The sequence below is a fragment of the Clostridium thermobutyricum genome (genome assembly GCF_000371465.1).
Classification (GTDB): domain Bacteria; phylum Bacillota; class Clostridia; order Clostridiales; family Clostridiaceae; genus Clostridium; species Clostridium thermobutyricum.
In genome coordinates this window covers 2,851,324-2,871,462 of sequence record NZ_KB850956.1, presented here as the reverse complement: position 1 = coordinate 2,871,462, position 20,139 = coordinate 2,851,324, and the positions used below count along the sequence as shown (strand labels likewise).

19 protein-coding genes are annotated in these 20,139 nt (G+C 25.6%); 10 read left to right on the top strand and 9 right to left on the bottom strand.

Annotated elements, in window-relative coordinates:
- Positions 1–124: 124 nt before the first annotated feature.
- Positions 125–916, bottom strand: coding sequence for a Cof-type HAD-IIB family hydrolase (locus HMPREF1092_RS13505; protein WP_002599216.1), 792 nt, complete (start codon positions 914–916; stop codon positions 125–127).
- 225 nt (positions 917–1,141) lie between these two features.
- Positions 1,142–1,777, bottom strand: coding sequence for a flavodoxin family protein (locus tag HMPREF1092_RS13500; protein ID WP_002599215.1), 636 nt, complete (start codon positions 1,775–1,777; stop codon positions 1,142–1,144).
- A 295-nt stretch (positions 1,778–2,072) separates the two neighbouring features.
- On the opposite strand from HMPREF1092_RS13500, the gene HMPREF1092_RS13495 reads away from it, so the two are divergent.
- From HMPREF1092_RS13495 to HMPREF1092_RS13475, 6 genes are all read left to right on the top strand, one after another.
- Entirely contained in the window at positions 2,073–2,597 is a 525-nt protein-coding gene (locus HMPREF1092_RS13495) for a hypothetical protein (RefSeq protein WP_002599214.1), read from the top strand.
- 316 nt (positions 2,598–2,913) lie between these two features.
- On the top strand, positions 2,914–3,192 hold the full coding sequence (locus HMPREF1092_RS13490) for a CD3324 family protein (RefSeq protein WP_002599213.1): 279 nt from the start codon (positions 2,914–2,916) through the stop codon (positions 3,190–3,192).
- Positions 3,193–3,441: 249 nt separating this feature from the next.
- The gene (locus HMPREF1092_RS13485) at positions 3,442–4,101 is read left to right on the top strand and encodes a FusB/FusC family EF-G-binding protein (RefSeq protein WP_002599212.1); all 660 of its coding nucleotides are present in this window, start codon (positions 3,442–3,444) and stop codon (positions 4,099–4,101) included.
- Between the two features lie 107 nt (positions 4,102–4,208).
- A complete protein-coding gene (locus HMPREF1092_RS13480) occupies positions 4,209–4,883 on the top strand; it encodes a transmembrane-type terpene cyclase (protein ID WP_002599211.1) in 675 nt (224 codons plus the stop codon).
- A gap of 229 nt (positions 4,884–5,112) precedes the next feature.
- Complete coding sequence (locus tag HMPREF1092_RS17595; protein ID WP_002599210.1) at positions 5,113–5,367, top strand: MATE family efflux transporter; 255 nt, start codon at positions 5,113–5,115, stop codon at positions 5,365–5,367.
- Positions 5,360–6,112, top strand: a complete 753-nt coding sequence (locus HMPREF1092_RS13475) for an MATE family efflux transporter (protein ID WP_002599209.1) — start codon at positions 5,360–5,362, stop codon at positions 6,110–6,112. Before HMPREF1092_RS17595 ends, HMPREF1092_RS13475 begins: the two co-directional genes overlap by 8 nt.
- Positions 6,113–6,208: 96 nt before the next feature.
- Here the strand turns inward: HMPREF1092_RS13475 and HMPREF1092_RS13470 are convergent, their stop codons facing one another.
- The 3 genes from HMPREF1092_RS13470 to HMPREF1092_RS13460 all read right to left on the bottom strand — a co-directional run bounded on the left by HMPREF1092_RS13470 (position 6,209) and on the right by HMPREF1092_RS13460 (position 8,756).
- Entirely contained in the window at positions 6,209–7,075 is an 867-nt protein-coding gene (locus HMPREF1092_RS13470; RefSeq protein ID WP_002599208.1) for a Cof-type HAD-IIB family hydrolase, read from the bottom strand.
- 167 nt (positions 7,076–7,242) lie between these two features.
- The gene (locus HMPREF1092_RS13465; RefSeq protein WP_002599207.1) at positions 7,243–7,839 is read right to left on the bottom strand and encodes an FMN-dependent NADH-azoreductase; all 597 of its coding nucleotides are present in this window, start codon (positions 7,837–7,839) and stop codon (positions 7,243–7,245) included.
- Between the two features lie 35 nt (positions 7,840–7,874).
- Positions 7,875–8,756 (bottom strand): pirin family protein, encoded by an 882-nt coding sequence (locus HMPREF1092_RS13460; RefSeq protein ID WP_002599206.1) that lies wholly within the window; start codon positions 8,754–8,756, stop codon positions 7,875–7,877.
- A gap of 276 nt (positions 8,757–9,032) precedes the next feature.
- Between HMPREF1092_RS13460 and HMPREF1092_RS13455 the strand changes: the two genes are divergently transcribed.
- A complete protein-coding gene (locus HMPREF1092_RS13455) occupies positions 9,033–9,572 on the top strand; it encodes a hypothetical protein (protein WP_002599205.1) in 540 nt (179 codons plus the stop codon).
- Between the two features lie 125 nt (positions 9,573–9,697).
- Here the strand turns inward: HMPREF1092_RS13455 and HMPREF1092_RS13450 are convergent, their stop codons facing one another.
- A complete protein-coding gene (locus tag HMPREF1092_RS13450) occupies positions 9,698–11,047 on the bottom strand; it encodes an FAD-binding oxidoreductase (protein ID WP_002599204.1) in 1,350 nt (449 codons plus the stop codon).
- Positions 11,048–11,284: 237 nt separating this feature from the next.
- On the opposite strand from HMPREF1092_RS13450, the gene HMPREF1092_RS13445 reads away from it, so the two are divergent.
- Positions 11,285–12,622, top strand: coding sequence for a DUF4317 domain-containing protein (locus HMPREF1092_RS13445; RefSeq protein WP_002599203.1), 1,338 nt, complete (start codon positions 11,285–11,287; stop codon positions 12,620–12,622).
- An 80-nt stretch (positions 12,623–12,702) separates the two neighbouring features.
- Here the strand turns inward: HMPREF1092_RS13445 and HMPREF1092_RS13440 are convergent, their stop codons facing one another.
- The 3 genes from HMPREF1092_RS13440 to HMPREF1092_RS13430 form a co-directional block, all read right to left on the bottom strand.
- Positions 12,703–15,318 (bottom strand): SdrD B-like domain-containing protein, encoded by a 2,616-nt coding sequence (locus tag HMPREF1092_RS13440; protein ID WP_002599202.1) that lies wholly within the window; start codon positions 15,316–15,318, stop codon positions 12,703–12,705.
- A gap of 236 nt (positions 15,319–15,554) precedes the next feature.
- Positions 15,555–18,095 (bottom strand): ABC transporter permease, encoded by a 2,541-nt coding sequence (locus tag HMPREF1092_RS13435; RefSeq protein WP_002599201.1) that lies wholly within the window; start codon positions 18,093–18,095, stop codon positions 15,555–15,557.
- Between the two features lie 12 nt (positions 18,096–18,107).
- Positions 18,108–18,809, bottom strand: a complete 702-nt coding sequence (locus HMPREF1092_RS13430; protein WP_002599200.1) for an ABC transporter ATP-binding protein — start codon at positions 18,807–18,809, stop codon at positions 18,108–18,110.
- A gap of 214 nt (positions 18,810–19,023) precedes the next feature.
- On the opposite strand from HMPREF1092_RS13430, the gene HMPREF1092_RS13425 reads away from it, so the two are divergent.
- Together HMPREF1092_RS13425 and HMPREF1092_RS13420 are read left to right on the top strand one after the other, a co-directional pair.
- On the top strand, positions 19,024–19,617 hold the full coding sequence (locus HMPREF1092_RS13425) for a TetR/AcrR family transcriptional regulator (RefSeq protein ID WP_002599199.1): 594 nt from the start codon (positions 19,024–19,026) through the stop codon (positions 19,615–19,617).
- A gap of 134 nt (positions 19,618–19,751) precedes the next feature.
- Positions 19,752–20,102 (top strand): DUF6568 family protein, encoded by a 351-nt coding sequence (locus tag HMPREF1092_RS13420; RefSeq protein WP_002599198.1) that lies wholly within the window; start codon positions 19,752–19,754, stop codon positions 20,100–20,102.
- Positions 20,103–20,139 lie beyond the last annotated feature (37 nt).

Sequence of the window (20,139 nt, the reverse complement as noted above, 5' to 3'; positions counted from 1 at the left end):
TTAAAGATATTTACTTTTGGTTTAATCTTATATAGCTTAGTGTTGCCCGAACTAAGCTTTTCTAGTTTAAATTATATCAAAAAAATATAAATTTTAAAGATATAAACTATATCCTTTATACCCATTAAATAACATACTTTTCAATTCCAACTGCTACCCCATCATTATGAACTGTATCAGTAATTTTTTTCGCATATTTTTTTACTTCATCACAAGCATTTCCCATAGCAATTCCACATCCTACAGTTGATAACATTTCTATATCATTTTTTCCATCACCAAAAGCATAACTGTTTTTAATGTCTACTTTTAAATATTCTAATGCTTTTAATATTCCAGTTGCCTTAGTATTCTTACTTGAATATAGCTCAAAAGCTTTTACATCTATACTATTAACATGACTATAATCTGAATTGTTACTTATTAAATCTAAGCATATATTTGATGTTTTTTCATCAAGACATAACATCTCTATTTTAAAAACATTTATATCCTCAAGTGAGTAAGTATCTTTTAATAAACTTCCTGATATCCCTACTCTATAATAAAAATCGTATAATTCTTTAAACTCTTTTTTTATATATGAATATTTATCACTTTGTAAAATATATTGAATATTATTTTTTTCAAGTTTTGAAATTAAATCTTTTAAAAAATCTTTTTTAAGATAATCACTATAAATAGTTTTATTATTAATTATTACTTGAGCTCCATTTGCTAATATAAATCCATCAAATCCAAACTCTAATATAGCTTGGCTTAAAAAAGCATAAGGTCTTCCTGTTGCTATAAAAACATAATCCCCTTTAGACTGTAATGAGCGAATTACTGTTTTTACTTTAGGTGAAATCTCAGTCATTCCATTAAAACAATCTATTAAAGTTCCATCAATATCTAAAAATATAGCTTTTTTCATACAACCCCTCCTAATAAAATTTATATATTAATCTTATCAATAACTCTTAATAATATCTATCATTTTATATTTTATTATCTTCATCTCAAATATTATTTAAAATATAACTTTATCTATTATTACAAATCTCTAATTTTTAAATTTATTATAAGTTCTAATTATATCATTGTAGAATAAAAAAATAAGTAGCCCTTTTTAAAAGTGCTACTTATTTTCATTTATATACTATCTTATAAAGTTCATATATTTCTTTTCTTCTTGCTCTGGTGCTTTAACGGCATCTTTTCCATACTCTACAAGTTTCATTAACCAAGCCATGTTCTTTCCTAATACTCTCATGATTTGTGTACCTTCTTCATCTTGAAGCATTTCTCCTGGAGCTGTACCACTTGCTACATTCCAATAGTTTGATGTTGGCATTAACATTTCTGAGTAATTTATAAAATTATTTAATTGATCGAAAGTTGGAATTCCACCTGCTCTTCTTACTGCAACTACACTTGCACCAACTTTATGTCTAAACATTCCGCCATTTGATGAAGCAACATAAAATGCACGATCTAAGAATGATTTCATTGTTCCTCCAATTGCTGAGTAGTGTACTGGTGAACCTAAAATGATTCCATCAGCTTCTTTCATTTTTTGAATCCAATCATTTACTTCATCAGTTTGAATAACACATCTTTCGTTTTTGTTTCTTGAACAACCACCACAAGCTAAACATCCTCTTACTGCTTTATCACCAACATGTATAATCTCTACTTCTATTCCTTCTTTTTCTAATTGGTCTGCTACAATTTTTATAGCATTATATGTATTTCCTTCTTTTTTAGGACTTCCATTAAATGCAACTACTTTCATATTTCATTCCTCCAAAAACTAATTTAATCTATGTCCTCATTATATTTATCAATTGAAAATATCACAAGTAGGCACTTTTAGGTTAGTAAACTTACCTAAAGGTAAGTTTTACTGTAATAATTACGTTTCAATTGATAATTAAATTTTAAAATTATTTTATAATACTAAATTTATGCTTTAAATAATAGGATATTATGACTTAATTCTTTTATCTTAGTATCCTCTATAACAAATTTAAAGTAACAATAAAATTTGAAAATCATATGATGTTATAAAGTAATTTTTAGGAGTTTTTATGAGTTATACAACTAATAGACAACCTCAGGGAATCCTTATAGACAAAGTAGCATTTTTAAGAGAGGGGATGATTGCTGAATTAGTAGCTATAAATGACTATAGCACTTTTATATCACTTACTAATAATAAAGAAGCAATAAATATTTTTCATCACATTATGGAAGAAGAAAAAGAACATTATGGTATGTTTTTAGATGCACTAAGAAAATATGATGAAGAACAAAAGGAATTTGAATGTGAGGTTAGAGACCAAGTAAATATTTCTTCTAAGAACATAGGAAAATATAGCGATTTATCTTATTCTAAAGATAAAAACCATAATTTACTTATGTCTATAAGAGAGGCTATAAAAGGAGAGCTTGAAGCTATATTGCTTTATGAGTTCTTTATAGATAATATAACTGACGAATACCTTATAGCCCTTATTTCTAAAATAACAAGTGATGAAAAAGAACATATAGAAGAACTAACTCTCGCATTAACACTATTAGATAAAGATTCTTATGGCCCTATTAAATCCTAATTTTAATAGTTTATAAATCTTCTATATTTTAGTTCCTTATAATAATATCTCTTCGAAACTATACTATTATTTAATATATATATTTATTATAATATAATTATCATAAAATATAGGAGGTGTTTTTTATGAAGGTCTATGATACATTCATCTCTAAATCAGATTGCTCCTTGCAAAGACTACAAAAAAGTAAGCTATGCTTTGTCTGGAGCCTAATCTGTAAAAATTAGCTGAAATTATATAGATGATTTAGGCTCTGTAACACATAGATTTTGTACTCTTTGCTTTAATAGTTTAATAAAAGTAAAGGAGTAAAAAAATGAAATATATAAAAGCACAGGATGTGTTACCAGATGATATTCTTAAAATAATACAAGATTATATAGATGGAGAGTATCTTTATATACCTAGAAAAAGTGGAGAGCATAAAGCTTGGGGAGAAAAAAGTGGTATAAAAAATATTCTTAAGATTAGAAATAATGAAATTTATAAAAAATATCTCAATGGATCTAGTGTTTATGAACTAGCTCAAACATACTATTTATCTGAAAAAAGTATAAGAAGAATAGTAAATCAAGAAAAGAAATTACGCTCATAATCAATATAGAACTATTTAATAGATTGAATGCTTATTTAAAATAATGTTATTCTTTCATTGTGTCTACCACATGAAAGCTTATCTAAGTTAAACTAATATCTTTAAATAGTACAATTATTAATATTTAATATATTTTTATTTAGATGATTATTATTGCTTTCAAATCGGAGTAATAATAGTCATTTTTTATTTAATAAAACAATGCATTAATTCTTAATATATCAAATTAGAAAAGAGGTGTTATATTTTATGAATCCTTTCATAAAAAAACAAGACTATAACTATATAAAAAAATGCTTATTCGATTTAAATAATACTTTAAGAAACTGTAATGATAAAAAAATTGTTGAAGCAACTAAATTATATTTAAATGAAAAAATATTAAGCATTTTTTCAGATTTATCTGAAGAACAAAAAAATTTACTTGATATTAACGGAATAACTGATTCTCTATACATTAATCCATATTTATCAAAATTAAATGATTATGTTTATGGAATGCCTAAAATAACAAATGCTCAACTTAAAAAATTATTTAAAAAAGAAAAAAAATTAAAATTTCCTGATTTAGAAATTCAGAATACTCCAAAAGTGTATCTTGGATGGATTGACTACTCTATAAGAAAATTACTTATAGCTTATAATATGAATGGTAAGCTAATTGGCATGGCATGTAGATTACCAAATACTAATTCAAATAATACTAATGTTTGTACGCTTTGTAATCATATAGGTCCTGAAAACGAAGTAGCATTTGTTTCACCTATCTGTAAATCAAATAAATCAGGAGAAGACTATTATAGATCAATAGGATTTCATATATGTTTAGATAGCAATAAATGTAATGAAAGAATTGTATCTATAGAAAAGCTTGAAGATTTATTAAAAGATGTTAATAATCTTAAATAATATAAACATTAAAATTATACTATACTTGATGATAACTCTTACAATATATTCTATTTTATTTAGTCAATTAACTGGGAATATTAATAGTATATTCAGGAGGTTATGCTATGCTAAAAGTTATAAGTGGAATATGTTGGACAATTGTATATGTAATATTAATCTATAGAGGATTTAAAGATAAGTCATATGGCATTCCTTTAGTAGCATTATCTTTAAATTTTTCTTGGGAATTTGTTTTTGCATTTATTTATAAGACTAATGATAGTGTTTCAGCTATTATAAATCCTATCTGGTTTATATTAGATTTAATTATAGTTATAACTTATTTTTTATATAGTTATAACTATTTAAAACAAGAATATGATATATCAAAATGTTTTTGGCTCTTTATAAGTATCTGTTCTTTTTTAAGTTCTTTTACAATCATGATTATTGGGACACCTTTTTTCATTAAATTTGATTTCTTTAGAAATAGCATTTTTGAAGTTGCAATATTTATTGCTTATATACAAAATGCAATAATGAGTATTCTCTTTGTTAATACATTTTATTCTAGAAAAAAATATAATTATTCAATTGATGGGCAATCTTTTTATTCTGCTTTATTAAAATTTATTGGAACTTCACCAACAGCAGGTATATATTACATATTAATTCACCCTGACAATTGGTATTTTATCGGAATTTTTATATTTTTATGTTTTATTTTTGACTTATTATATTGTATTTTAATTTGGAATGAATTAAAAGCTAAAGGAATAAATCCTTTTAAAGTGTTATAATATAGATTTAATAAATTATTTTTATATTCTCAAATATATTCCAAAAAATTATTGACTGATTTGGAATATATTTGTACAATAAATTTATTCATCAGGGCTATAATAATTTTTAGAATCATATGCTGGATAGTATAGTAATAATAACTTACTTGCTTATTCAGCTTTTTGTTTATAATTTATATTCTAAATTATTTCCCAAACAATAAAATTTATTTACGGTGGTATTAAATTGAGTAATTTAACGAGAGGTAAAATAAGTACAACATTATTAAAGTTTGCAATTCCATTTTTATTTGCAAGTTTATTACAAGCATTATATGGTGCTGTTGATTTATTTGTTGTTGGAAGATTTACTAATTCTGCTACAGTTTCAGCTGTTTCTATCGGAAGCCAAGTTATGCAAACTGTAACAGGAATAATTTTAGGTATATCAATGGGTGGGACAGTCTTAATTGGTAAGAGAATAGGAGAAAAATATGATTAAAAAAGGATTTTCTTTTGAGATTAATAAAAAACATTTTAAACTAGATAAGGAATCTGTTAAAAACATATTATTAGTTGGACTTCCATTATCATTACAAGATGCTTTTGTTAACATATCATTTTTAATTATTACATCTGTAATAAACACTATAGGAGTAATCGCATCTGCCTCCGTTGGAGTAGTTGGAAAAATTATTATGTTTGCAATGCTTCCACCAATATCTTTTGGTTCAGCAGTTTCAGCTATGACTGCTCAAAATATTGGAGCTGGTGAGCATAAAAGAGCAAGAAAAGTTCTTTATTACGGAATACTATTTTCATTAATATTTGGTATTTTTGCAACATTATATTCTCAGTTCTATCCTGAAACTTTAACATCAATTTTTTCAAATGATATTGAAGTTATAAATTCATCAAATCAATATTTAATGTCTTTTTCTATTGATTGTATTATGGTTAGCTTTGTATTTTGTATGAATGGATACCTTAGTGGAATAGGCAAATCAATTGTTTCACTTATACATAGTTTAATTGCAACATTTGGTGTTAGAATTCCATTAACTTATATATTAAATAAAACTGCTGGTGTTACTTTATATGAATTAGGATTAGCAGCTCCTATTTCTACTTTCGTTTCTATTTTAATATGTTTTATCTATTTATATTGGACTTATAGAAAAGATAAATTAAATTATAATGATAATAATATAAATATAGAATGTGATGAAAATACAATTTTACTATAAAAAAGAGAACTAATCTTAGTTCTCTTTTTTTATATTTAACTTTATTAATATCATAATGTAATTTTTAAAATATCTTATATACTTAAAATTCTACTTTTATATTAAATTAAAATGTTTCATTGCGTAATAAAATCCATCATTATTTATATCTTTAGTAATATAATTAGCATGATTTTTAACCTCTTCAGGTGCGTGTCCCATTGCTATACCTGTTGTAGCAAAGTCAATCATTTCAATGTCATTATAATCATCACCTATTGCATATATATCTTCACTATTTACATTAAAATAATCTAAAATTACAGCCATTCCAGCTTTTTTAGAAACTCCTTTTTCGCAAATTTCTCCTCCACAAAACATTTTGCTAAAAGAAAGTGAAACACAATTATATTTATCACCTAAATCTTGTATTACTTTTTCATAATCTAATGGACACTTATTATTATCATATAAAATATCAGCTCCATAGTAATGAATTTTATTAATATCTATATTTGAAGTATCTTCAATTTCTTTTGTTCTTTTAGATATACATTCCCTTCTATGTAAAATAGCATTATATTCTTCTTCTGAAACTTCTCCTTTTTTAGGTAGCTCAAATAAACGCATATATTTTTCTTTTTGCCCTTTTTTAATATAAATATAATCATTAGACTCCATATTATAAACAGCGTTATATTTATCAAAATAATCTAATAATTCTTTTTTACTTTCCTTTGACATTGGATTTGTATATATAATTTCATTATTTACTACAACTGTTCCACCTGCGGAACAAATAATATTTTCAAAATTCATCTCCTCTAAAACACCGTCAATTGCAGATAAAGCTCTTCCAGTACTTAAAACTAAAATATGCCCATTTTCTCTAAGTTTTTTAAATGCATCTAAAGTTAATTTTGACATTCCATGTCCTTTAACAATTGTCCCATCAGCATCAAAAAATATAATTTTCCTACTCATATCTATCTCTCCTATTATTTATTTTATCCATTAACTAATATTATCCATATGAAGTTAACTCTAAGTCAATACAATTTTAGAATTTAATGTAAATTTAATTTAGTACAAAATAAAAAAGTAGTAGATCTTATATCTACTACTTTAAATTTAAATATTCATATTTCTCTCTAAAAATTTTTTGCAAGTGATTTAGCTTGTTGTATTCCAGCATCTACTTTTGCTTGAACATCAACCCCCATTACATCTACACCTTCTACAGCAATAGTTTCTATATCTTTAATTCCGAAAAATCCTAATATAGTTCTTAAGTATTTATCTCCCATTTCAAATGGAGCACCACTATATTCTCCACCTCTAGATACTATATGAACTGCTTTTCTATCATTTAAAAGTCCAACTGGTCCTTCAGCAGTATATTTAAATGTTATTCCAGTAACACTTACATAATCTATATAAGCTTTTAATATTGAAGGAATGCTTAAATTCCACATAGGTGCTGCAATTATATATTTATCTGCTTCTGCAAATTGATATGCATATTTTAATATTGGATTCTTTTTACTTTCTTCATCTTTTGGTCCAAATAATTTTCCTAAATCTTCTGGTCTTAAAAAATCTATATTTTCTTTATATAAATCTAATACAATTACCTCATCATTAGGATTATTCTTTTTATATTCTTCTACAAAGCTATCAGATACTTTAAAAGTTCTTGATTCACCTTCATTTTTAATATTTGCTTTAATATATAATACTTTACTCATGTTTATTTCTCCTTTTTATTACTTATAAAATTTTTTTAGAAATTTTCAGTTCCAAATTTATTATTTCTATAATCTTCAAATGCTTCATATATCTCTTCCACTGTATTCATTACAAATGGTCCATGTGATACAATTGGCTCATTTATTGGTTCTCCACTTAGAACAATAAATAATGAATCTTCTTCCATTGATTCAACTAAGATATCTCCTTCTACATTATTAAATAAAATAAAGTCTTTTTCTCCACATATCTTATTTTCATTTACTTTAACTTTTCCCTTTAAAACAAGTATTCCTGTATTAAAAGTTTTATCTTCTTTTAAAGTAATTTTCCCATAAGATTTTAAATTTACATTGTAAATATTCATTTTAGTAAAAGTACTAGCAGGCCCTTGTATTCCATTGAAGCTACCAGCAATAATACTAACTTCACCTTTACCATCATCAAGTTTCAAAGTTCCCATATTTTCTTTTAATAAAGTTTGATATTTAGGTTCTGTCATCTTCTTATCTTTAGGAAGATTAACCCAAAGCTGAATCATATGTAAAGTACCACCATTTTTACTAAACTCAGTTTCATGATATTCTTTATGCATAACTCCTGAAGCAGCAGTCATCCACTGTACATCTCCTGGACCTATAATTCCGTGATTTCCTTTATTATCATGATGCTCAACTTTTCCTTCATAAGCAATTGTTACAGTTTCAAATCCACGATGTGGATGAGCTCCAACTCCTAATCTAGTTGATGATGGAGCATAATATTGTGGTATATTATAATCCAATAGTAAAAATGGGGACAAACGACTCACATCATTAATCATCTCTGGAAAGTATTGTGAAACTCTAAATCCATCTCCAACCATATGAGGTTTTGATCCTTTAAATATATATTCTATACTTCTAAAATTTTTCATTAGTATTTTTCACTTCCTTTTAAACTTTTATGCACTTTTCATATTAAAATTTATAACTAATTAGTGATATTTATTTAAAAAAATTTGTATCATCTCACTGTTTAAATTTTTTAATCTATCTAATTATTTTTTATATACTTTATATTTTTAATTTATCACTAATTAGTGATATTGTCAAATAATATTTTGTTAATATCTTATAATTATTTTACTTTATTTAATTCATATGTTATTATTTTTCAATGTTCAATTAATATTTAATTCAAGGAGAAATTTATGTCAGATTACATTTTAACTTATTCTAAAGAACACTTTTCACCAATTAATCCAAAAGAAAAAAGTATAAATATTAATGATATTGCTCATTCTCTATCACTTATGTGTAGAGCAAATGGTCATATTAAAAATTTCTTTTCAGTAGCTCAACATTCTATTAATTGTGCAAAAGAAGCTAAAGAGAGAAATTATTCAAAAAAAGTTCAGTTAGCTTGTCTTCTTCATGATGGAAGCGAAGCTTATTTAGCTGATATTACAAGACCAGTAAAAAAACATCTTGAACATTATTTAGGATTTGAAAAAAATCTTCAAAATGCTATATATAAAAAGTTTTTACCTGAAAATTTATCTGAAGAAGAAAAACTTCAAGTTAATTCAGTTGATGACTGTATGTTATATCATGAGTTTATTGCATTATTAGGAGAAAAACTGTTTAATACTGAACCAGAAATAAAAAGTAATCCTTCTTTTGAATTTGTAGATTTTAATAAGGTTGAAAGTGAATTTTTAAGCATATTTAAAGAACTTACCAATGCATAAATAAGCTCTTTTATATGACTTTACTACTAAATTGATTATATAATTTTATAAAAAAGTAGCTAAATAAATTTTAGCTACTTTTTTATCTAACAAAATTCATTGTAATCCAGTTGAAAATTTTAACTTTATTCTTTTATTGATTGTGGGTAATTGAATATATTATATGGATCATATTTTTCTTTTACACATCTTAATCTACATACATTTCCACCATAATATTTTTTCTCATAATTCATTAATGGACTATATGGAAAATTAACATAAAAGCCCCTAGTTAAAATTTCTAGATAATTTAATCTATTAGCTACCCATAATTTATTTTCTTCTGCGTAAATAGGATTTTCCCATACTGATTGTATACTTATAATATAATTAGAATCTCTATAATAAAAGGCTGTTTCATGTTTACCTTTATCTTTTACTGCTCCACCTAATCCATAAAAAGTAACTGCTGCATAAACAGATCCTATAGGTCTTTGTTTAATCAAAGATGCTAATCTCAATAAATCACATTTTGAGTATATTCTATCTTCAAAACGTCCAGAAGTTTTGAATTTTTCACTGCTTGGATAAATAGATTCAACTTCTCTTATAGCTTGTAAAAAAGTTGTATATTCAAAATCTGCTTGAGCTTTTGGTAAAACTAATAAAGGTTTTAATATTCTTTTTAACTCTTCTGGGTCTCCATAAAATAAACCTATAAAAAATACTGCTAATCCTTCATCTTCAGAATTATAAAAACTTGCTCTCATATTTACTCTTCTATCTAATATTTGATATAAATTTTGAAATATATCCATAATATTAGCTTGTTCTGAAAGATTAGTTTTTGGATAATATATTTTAAATATTGTTACCTTATTTAACTTTGGAGGCAATTTGAAAGTTAATGAAGTAACTATTCCAAAATTTCCTCCTCCTGAACCTCTTAAAGCCCAAAATAAATCACTATTGCAATCTTTATTTGCAATAATTAATTTTCCTCTATAATCTACAACTTCAAATTCCAATATATTATCTATTCCTAATCCAAATAACCTACAAGATAATCCCCATCCCCCTCCTAAAGTAAATCCAGACAATGCAACAGTTGGGCAAGTTCCACCTGGAAAAGGATATCCTCTCTTACCTAAATACTCATACATTTGGCTATTTTGAACACCAGCTTCTATTTTTACTGTATTACTAAACTCATCTATAGCTATTTTCTTCATTCTACTAACATCAATTACTATAAGATCATTTCCAATAGAATAACCTTCATAATTATGCCCTCCAGATCTAATTCTAAAGTCTATATTTTTTTTAATACAAAATTTTAATGCACATATAACATCATTTCTGCTTATACAATACAGTATTGCAATAGGATATTTTTGAATTGATCTATTCCATACTTGTCTATCTTTTTCATAATTTATGTTGTTAGGTGTTACAATTTCACCTTCAAAACATAAATCTTTAAAAAATTTCATAATCATCATCCTTTGTACCATATATTTTTAATCATTTGATACTATTAATGTATGATAGAGAAGGCAATTAATTTCACATATCATTTATTCCAAATAATAAAACATACTATTTTTTATTAAAACTTCGCTATTGAATTAATGTAATAAAAACTTTAACTAATATAAAAAAAATACTATACTTAATAAAGATAATGTATTCATACTTAAAATAGAAATACTAAATTACGGGGGTTATATATGAGAAAAAAAGATATACTAGAATTAAAAAAACGTTTTAAAAAAGATCAATGCACCTTCAGTAAAATGTGTGGTTGTTATGTTAATGGAGAAAAAAATATTATTTTAAAATTTAGAGAAACTTTTCTAAATTTAGATGAAGATGAATACTTTAAATATTTAGAAATTGCTAAAAAAGTCCTATCTGGAACTATTGATAATAATATTTTAGAACTTAAATTTCCTCTTAATGAAGACCTTATAAATGAAAGACAAATTTCTCTTATGAAGCTTAAAAATAGCCAATTAAAAGATGATAATCTTCTTGATAATTTTTATAACATTATTATAAATAATTATGATTATACTGGGAATTTTTTAATACTTCTTTTCCATGATGCTTATGATGTTATTACTAAAACTCGTGATAATTTAAAAATAGATGAATCTGAAGAAGTATACGAATATGTATTATGTGCAATATGCCCTGTATCTCTTTCAGGTCCTGGTCTTAGATATTTTGAAGAAGAAAATAAAATAAAAGCTCGTATTAGAGATTGGGTGGTTGATCCTCCAACTAACGGTTTTGTATTTCCTGCTTTTATTGATCGTAGCGCAGATGTTAATTCTGTTATGTACTATACAAAAAATGCAAAAGATACACATCCTGAATTAATGGAAAATGTTTTAGGTTGTTATTCAAAACAAACTGTAACTATACAAAAAGAAACATTCCAATCAATTATTAAAGATACCTTTAGTGCTGATGAAAAGAAAGCTGATAAAATTTTTTCAGAAATACAAGAAAACTTAAATAATATGGTAGATGAATATAATGCTATCTATGATGATACAGATTGCGAACCTATAAGCTTAACAAAAGATGATGTACAAAATCTTTTAATAGAAAGTGGAGTACCAGAAGAAATTACTACTAAAATTGAAAAATCCTATGTAGAAAACTTTGGTAATGATCTTCCTTTAGCTGAAAATTTAATTGATGCAAAAGTTCTTAAAGCTAATGAACAAAGAAAAAAAGAAGAAAAACTTCAAAAACAAGTAGAAATACTTGAGTCTAGACTTGAACAAATTAAAAGAGAAACTGCAATAGATAGTGAAACTAATTTATCTACAGAACTTAATGAAGATAATCAAAATTTAGAAGAATCTTCAGAAACTGATATAGAAGAAAACTTAGAGAATAATACAGATTCTCAAGAATATGACGTTATACTTAAAGTAAAACCTGGAAAAATACCTCAAATAAAATCTCAAGTAATTGATGGACAAAAATGCATAGTAATTCCTGTTAATGAAGATGAACAAGCTACTGTTAATGGATTAGATAATTTAATTTAATATTCAATAATAAAAAAATAGCAACTTTTAAAACAAAGTTGCTATTTCTCATTCATTTGAACTGTAATCTATAATAAATTCTATCTTCTACCACAAGAATTATCACAATCATTACACTCAATAAGTCTAATGATTGAAGTTGAAGTATTATTTGATAAATCTGGATCACATGTTGTTGAGGTTACTTTAGCAGTATTCACCAATTTCCTACCAAATCTTTCACTTAATACTCCTTGTATAATTATTATTATACAAGCTCCTGCTCTCAAAGTTCCTATATTATAAGACCCCATCCAAGGTAACCAAGTCCTACCTCCATCATTTGAAAATCTTACATTTAAAATATCTTCTGGGATATTATCTTCTAAAACAACATTATTAGCATCTATCATTCCTAAATTTGAAATTTTAATTTTATAAGTCACTATATTTTCAAATCTTTTAAAACTTATAAATCCTTTTTTAGTAATTGATAAATCAGTACATTCACTAATAACCTCTGTACATATAGTTGATATATTATTAGTAGGATTAGGATCTGGAGTTGTTGAAGTTACATAAGCAGAGTTTGCTATACATTTTGTAGCTGTTGAATTTACTATTCCTCTAATTAAAATAGTTCTAGAACTTCCATTTGGTAATATTCCTATATTATAAGAACCCATCCAAGGATTCCATGTTAATCCCCCATCTACTGAAAATTCTGCTAATGAAATACTAGGTGAAATATTATCATTTACAATAACATTTTGTGCACTTGAAGGTCCTGAATTTGATACTACTATTGTATAAGTTAATATTTCTTCTATTGATATAGGGTTTGGACTTGATGTCTTTATAACTGAAATATCAGCTGATAAAGAAGAAGTTACTTCTGTATTTGTTGTAGATGTGTTGTTATCTGGATTTGGATCTGGAGTTGTTGAGGCTACTCTTGCTGTATTAGTTATAGTTCCTGTAGCTGTTGAACTCACTGTTCCTCTAATTAAAATAGTTCTGGAGCTTCCATTTTGTAATGTTCCTATATTATAAGAACTTGTCCAAGGATTCCATGTTAAGCCTCCATCTACGGAAAATTCAGCTCCTATAATACTAGAAGGTATAATGTCACTTAAAACTACATTTTCTGCATTTGAAGGCCCTGAATTTGATACTTCCATTGTGAAATTTAACATCTCCCCTCGATCAACAGGATTTGGATTTCCTGTCTTTATAACTGAAATATCTGCTGATGCATTAATTTCTACTGAAACTGTATTAGAATCTACTGTGTTTATAGAAGGTATTCCTCCTTCTACTGGCGTATAAAAGTAAGTCATTGTAGCTGTGTTAAGAGTTGGATTAATATTTGGCACATTAGTAACTATAGCATCAAAAGTTATTGTTGCTGTGTTTCCTCCTAAAATGTTTGGTATATTAAAACCATTATTAGGATTTGCATTTGCTTCTAAATTACTATTAACAGTTACAGTTCCAGGTAAAAATTCTAATCCTTCTGGGACTATATCTTGAAAAAATACATCTGTTAAAGGACTATTACAAGTATTTTCTAGGTTTATTGTATAAGTTACTACTTGTCCAACTTCTGCATTTGAATCACTAACACTTTTTTCAGGAATAAATTGTGGAACTTCAATTTCTCTTAATGATATATCATCTATAGCATAATCATTTCCAATTGCAGCTGGTCCTTCACTTAAAAACTCAACAGTTATATTTGTATTATCTCTTGAGTTAATTACAGTACCAATTTCTTTCCATTCTGGAGCATTAGTATTAACAGGTATTTGATTTCCTAATGTCGCACTATATAATATATTATTATTTTCATCTAATATCCTTACCCCAAGTGCTGGATTTGGATAACCTGTTACTTTAAAAAGATTTAAAATCCATGAACTAAATAAATAATTAGTATTAGGTTCTACTAATACTACTTCTCTAAAAAATACTGCTCCTGGATTAAATCCATTTACAACCATCATTCTTCCAGTTTCATTACCTGTTGTATGATCTGAAATACGCCACCAAGCACCTATATTGTTACTAAAAGCATTATTCATAATATTTTGTACTGTATATTCGCCATCATTAGGAGTATACTTAGTTGGATCTGGTAATACATAAGTGAAATCTGGTGTTACTCCAGGATATGGTTCAACAGGAGCTCCTGTATTAGCTGGGGTTCCCTCTTGGAAAAATCCAAACGTTCCATTGCTAGCAGCAGTAATTAAATTCTCATCTGAAATTACAGCACATTGATCTAATATTGTCCCTATACTAGTATATATTACTGGTCCATCAAGGAAATTTTCATTTGCTAAATCAATACCTGCTAAAGTAACTAAAATTGTATCTGGTGTCACTGAATCTAAATTAGTAGTTCCAGTTGGTGGATTTGTTGCAAAACTTAATGGTGGATTCATTTCTATTGGAAATGGTCCAAGAATTGCATTATTAAAATCTCCTGGTGTTGCTACTCCTCCTGTAGTTCCATAAGCTTCAACTATTCTATAATCTCCATTTGGAACATTTATAAATGAATAATTACCATTTGCATCAGTAAGAACTACAAGTCTAAAATTTGTTGCTATATTTTGTAATACAACAGGAACATTAGCAAGACCAGCATCTCCTGTATTTATTGTAGCGCTTCTATCTCTATCGAATATAACACGACCTGAAATTGTCGGCATATTATTATCACCTCTTTTTATTTTGATAACTATACTATAATTTTGTTATGATATATATTATGCATTTCTATAGCTTTTTGATTATATTTTTTAAAATTTGATATTAATATAAAAATAGCCTTAGAAACTTATAAAAGCACCTAAAGCTATTTTCTACATTTTCTTATAAATATTATTTAAAAATTTATTTTAAATAATCATACTTATTTATATTTTTAACTTATATAAAAATTATCCTATTCATTAGATTTTAAAGCATCAATCATATTAACATTTCTTAATTTAATATGCATTATAATCATAACTATTATTGAAAAAATTATAGTTATTAAAGCAGATAATATATAACTTATAATAGAGATATCAGGATACATCATCATAGTATCAGTTTCTGATGTATAAATTATATATACATGTAGCATTTTTCCTAAAATAGAACCTGTAACTATTCCTAATAAAGTTAAAATAACATTTTCTCTTAATATATACATTGTAACTTCATTATCAAAAAAACCTAAAACTTTTATCGTAGATAATTCTCTTATACGCTCTGATACATTTATATTATTTAAGTTATATAAAACTACAAAAGCTAAACATCCAGCTGATACAATTATTACTATCATAACCAAATTCATATTGGCAGTAGATTCTTCAGTAGTTTTTTGTATCTTAGATGTTGAAGTAACATTTATTATATTTTCACTCTCTAAAATTTTTGATGATATCTCATCTTCATTATCTATATCTTTATTAAACTTCAATAGTTGTGTATTATATGCAGGTTTCTTTTTAAATATTTTTTCATAATAAGTTGGTGACATATAAATATAATGTCTAATATAATTTTCAACTATTTTATCTATCTTAAGTTCATAAGCATTATTTTTGTCATCTTTTATTGAGACAAAATCTCCAACAGAAGCATTTAAAAGTTTAGCTAATTTTTCAGTTATAATAATACCACTATCTGATATTTCATAAACTTCACTAGATTTTCTATCATTTAAAATTATAAAATCACTTATATTCTGTTTATATTCAGGTACATATAATGTTGCTTCTTGATTATTCATATTTTCTTTATTAAATATTACTGATTCTTGATGTAAATTCAAGTTATTTTCATAACCTGATAAATTTTTCAAAGTATCATAATATTTTTTATTTTCTTTATCTGTAGAATTTTCATCTTGAATTACCATAAAATCATAATTCCATAACTTTTCAAATTGCTTTTCAACAACACCTGAATTTGAATCTTTAAGTCCAAATCCTGTAACAAGTATTGCCATACACCCAGAAATTCCTAATATAGTCATTATCATACGCTGCTTATACCTGAATATATTTCTAAATGTAACTTTATAATTAAAGTTTAATTTTCTCCATAAAGGTGTTATTCTCTCTAAAAATATTTTCTTTCCTATTTTTGGAGCTTTTGTCTTCATTAAATCTGATGGCTTATTTCTTAATTCAACTCTGATAACAAATAAACTAGCTCCAACAGTACTTAAAATTGATACTATCATTGACTGAATTATATATGAATTGTAATAATAGATATCTATTTTAGGTAGACTATATAAACTTTCATATGCATTACTAATTATTATTGGAAGTATAGTAGAACCAATTAATATCCCTAATATACATCCTGAAATACTCGCCAATGAAGCATATACTATATATTTTTTAGATATTTCTAAATCTCCATATCCTAATGCTTTTAAAGTACCTATCTCAACTCTATTTTCTTCGACCATTCTTGTCATAGTTGTTAAACAAATCATAACTGCTAATAAAAAGAAAAATACAGGTAAAACTGAAGCAATATTATCTAAACTATCAATTGAATCTTTATATCCTAAATATCCTGGATTATCAGTTCTATCAAAAACATAATACTCTAAACTATCTATATCTATAACTTTTGCTGTTTGATAATCTAAAGGCTTTTGATTAGGATTATCCATACTCTGAAGCATTTGTTGTGATAATTTTTTCTTTATCTCTTCTACTTTTTCTTTTTTTCTATCAGAATATATTTTCTCAAGATATTCATTATTTTCTTTCATTAAATCTTTATATTTATTACTATATCCATCAAGTCCTTGTACATTTTTAAATCTTACATATATCTCTGTATATGTGTCCATTGATATATCCGAACTATTTAGTACTGCAAAATAATCAACACTTCCTTTACCAACAGAAGTTATTCCTCTAGAACCTTTTTCTATATACATTGGACTTCTTACTATCCCAACTATCTTAAAATTTTTCTTATTAAAAGACTTAATTGTATCTTTATCAGTATCAATTATATATTCTTGTCCAATTTTTATATCTTTATTAATCTTTAATGCCTCTTCATCTATTGCTATTTCTCCACTTTTTTCAGGTAACCTACCTTCAACAACAATAAAATTATTTATATTATCTTTGTTGTTATATTCCATAAATTTCACTATATTACTTGTATTGTTAAGATTAACATCCAAACTGTGCGTAGCATAAAAGTCTAATATTTTATCATCATTTTTAATTAGTTCTATATCTTTATCATCTAATCCAAAATTAGATACTATTTTACTATCCATAAGTTTATATTCATTATATAAATTATTTATAGCTTTATTCATATCTGGTCCAGTTGACTTTATACCTGAGTAAAAAGCAACTCCTAAAAGAATAATTATTAATATTGAAGCAAATCTTGCTTTTGATGATAAAATTTCTCTTATTGTTAATTTGTTATATGACTTAATTCTCATAACTCTATACCTCTACCACTCAATTTTTTCTACTGGAAGAGGATTATTATTAATTTCAATACTTCTAACCTTTGCATCATTAATCTTAATAACTCTATCTGCCATTTGTGATATTGCAGAGTTATGAGTTATAACTATAACCGTTGTTCCCATTTTTCTACATGTATCTTGAAGTGTCTTTAAAACTTGTTTTCCTGTATTATAATCTAAAGCGCCAGTTGGCTCATCACAAAGCAATAATTTAGGATTTTTTGCTACTGCTCTTGCAATAGATACTCTTTGTTGCTCTCCTCCTGATAATTGAGATGGAAAATTATCTTTTCTCTTATCAAGCCCTACTAATTCAAGAGTTTTATCTACATCTAATGCATTTTTTGATATTTGAGTAGCAAGTTCTACATTTTCTTTTGCCGTTAAGTTTTGTACTAAATTATAAAACTGAAATACAAATCCTACATCATCTCTCCTATATTTAGTCAGTTCTTTATTATTAAATTTAGAGATATTAGTGTTATCAACTATTATTTCTCCTTCATCACAACTATCCATTCCACCAAGAATATTAAGGACAGTTGATTTTCCTGCTCCACTTGGACCTAATATAACAACAAATTCTCCTTTTTCAATAGAAAATGAAATACCATTATTAGCTACAACTACCGTTTCTCCAACTTTATATTTTTTATATAAATTTTTAATCTTTATATACGACATCTTATTCCCCCATAAACTCTATCTTTTATACATACTCATCGTTATTAAATAGACAAAATGTTCATTTAATAATATGATAATATTATAAATTATCAAAATTTACCAAACAATAATCACATATTTTCTTATTGTTATTAACTGTACACAATAAATAAATTTGTCTACTAAATAACATATAAATAAAAATTATCTAATTTAATAAAGGAGATTAAATATGGCAGGTATAAAGGGAAATCGTAGAATTTTATATACTAAAAAGATTATTAAAGAGAGTTTACTTAAACTTCTCGAAACTAGAGAAATCCATCAAGTTACTGTTACTGATATATGTAAAAACGCAGATATTAATAGAGGAACTTTTTATGCACATTATAAAGATGCCTATGATTTACTTCAATCTATGGAAGATGAATTATTTTCTCAAATTGTTAAGTATATATCTGAAACACCAGCTGAAAAATATTATGATTCATTACTACTTAAAGTTCTTGAATTAATTAAAGAAAATAAAGACTTATGCAAAATACTAATTTGCAGACAAGGAGATAATTCACTTTTAGATAAACTAATATTTATTGCTAATAAAGCTGATCTTGAACATATATATAATGCTTCAGATGAAATTAATAAATCTTATTCAAACTATTATATAAGGTATATTGTTGGAGGTTGTATTGCAATTATTCAAACTTGGTTAGAAAATGATTTACCTGAATCTCCTAAAGAAGTTGTTAAAATAATTAATTCTGTTAGTATTTTAAGCAATACCTATATTACAAATTCTAATACCAATCATTTATTCAAATAAAATATTTAATATGATATAAAGTTTTAGTTAATAATATAAATATATTTAAATCAATATTTTTGCTTAAATTACTATCAATTTGATGTAGTAATTTAGCTTTGATATAATATATAAAAAACCTAGGAGGAAAAAATATGATTGGAAATGATACATATAGAGAAGACGTAAGTTTATTTAAAAAAGTAGCTTCTTCACAAGCAGATGACCTATTATCTAATGAAGAAGTAGCTATTGTTTATATTGGTAGAGAGACTTGTCCATTTTGCCGTAAATTTGCTAAAAAATTAAGTGGATTATCTAATGAAATTAATAGAACTATTTACTATGTAAATAGTGAAGATTTTTCAGATGATGGAATTAGCTCATTTAGAGAAAAATATAATGTTGTAACTGTTCCAGGATTTATTGTTAGAAAAAATGGAGAAATTGAAGTTCGTTGTGATTCTTCACTTCCAGAAGATGATATATTAGCTATGACAAAATAATAAAAAATAGTCTTAGATAAATTTAAAATATCTAAGA

Excerpts from the sequence above, each read along its gene's own strand:
- HMPREF1092_RS13505 (WP_002599216.1), bottom strand. The coding sequence starts at position 916 with ATGAAAAAAGCTATATTTTTAGATATTGATGGAACTTTAATAGATTGT.
- HMPREF1092_RS13500 (WP_002599215.1), bottom strand. The coding sequence starts at position 1,777 with ATGAAAGTAGTTGCATTTAATGGAAGTCCTAAAAAAGAAGGAAATACA.
- HMPREF1092_RS13495 (WP_002599214.1), top strand. The coding sequence starts at position 2,073 with ATGAGTTATACAACTAATAGACAACCTCAGGGAATCCTTATAGACAAA.
- HMPREF1092_RS13490 (WP_002599213.1), top strand. The coding sequence starts at position 2,914 with ATGAAATATATAAAAGCACAGGATGTGTTACCAGATGATATTCTTAAA.
- HMPREF1092_RS13485 (WP_002599212.1), top strand. The coding sequence starts at position 3,442 with ATGAATCCTTTCATAAAAAAACAAGACTATAACTATATAAAAAAATGC.
- HMPREF1092_RS13480 (WP_002599211.1), top strand. The coding sequence starts at position 4,209 with ATGCTAAAAGTTATAAGTGGAATATGTTGGACAATTGTATATGTAATA.
- HMPREF1092_RS13475 (WP_002599209.1), top strand. The coding sequence starts at position 5,360 with ATGATTAAAAAAGGATTTTCTTTTGAGATTAATAAAAAACATTTTAAA.
- HMPREF1092_RS13470 (WP_002599208.1), bottom strand. The coding sequence starts at position 7,075 with ATGAGTAGGAAAATTATATTTTTTGATGCTGATGGGACAATTGTTAAA.
- HMPREF1092_RS13465 (WP_002599207.1), bottom strand. The coding sequence starts at position 7,839 with ATGAGTAAAGTATTATATATTAAAGCAAATATTAAAAATGAAGGTGAA.
- HMPREF1092_RS13460 (WP_002599206.1), bottom strand. The coding sequence starts at position 8,756 with ATGAAAAATTTTAGAAGTATAGAATATATATTTAAAGGATCAAAACCT.
- HMPREF1092_RS13455 (WP_002599205.1), top strand. The coding sequence starts at position 9,033 with ATGTCAGATTACATTTTAACTTATTCTAAAGAACACTTTTCACCAATT.
- HMPREF1092_RS13450 (WP_002599204.1), bottom strand. The coding sequence starts at position 11,047 with ATGAAATTTTTTAAAGATTTATGTTTTGAAGGTGAAATTGTAACACCT.
- HMPREF1092_RS13445 (WP_002599203.1), top strand. The coding sequence starts at position 11,285 with ATGAGAAAAAAAGATATACTAGAATTAAAAAAACGTTTTAAAAAAGAT.
- HMPREF1092_RS13440 (WP_002599202.1), bottom strand. The coding sequence starts at position 15,318 with ATGCCGACAATTTCAGGTCGTGTTATATTCGATAGAGATAGAAGCGCT.
- HMPREF1092_RS13435 (WP_002599201.1), bottom strand. The coding sequence starts at position 18,095 with ATGAGAATTAAGTCATATAACAAATTAACAATAAGAGAAATTTTATCA.
- HMPREF1092_RS13430 (WP_002599200.1), bottom strand. The coding sequence starts at position 18,809 with ATGTCGTATATAAAGATTAAAAATTTATATAAAAAATATAAAGTTGGA.
- HMPREF1092_RS13425 (WP_002599199.1), top strand. The coding sequence starts at position 19,024 with ATGGCAGGTATAAAGGGAAATCGTAGAATTTTATATACTAAAAAGATT.
- HMPREF1092_RS13420 (WP_002599198.1), top strand. The coding sequence starts at position 19,752 with ATGATTGGAAATGATACATATAGAGAAGACGTAAGTTTATTTAAAAAA.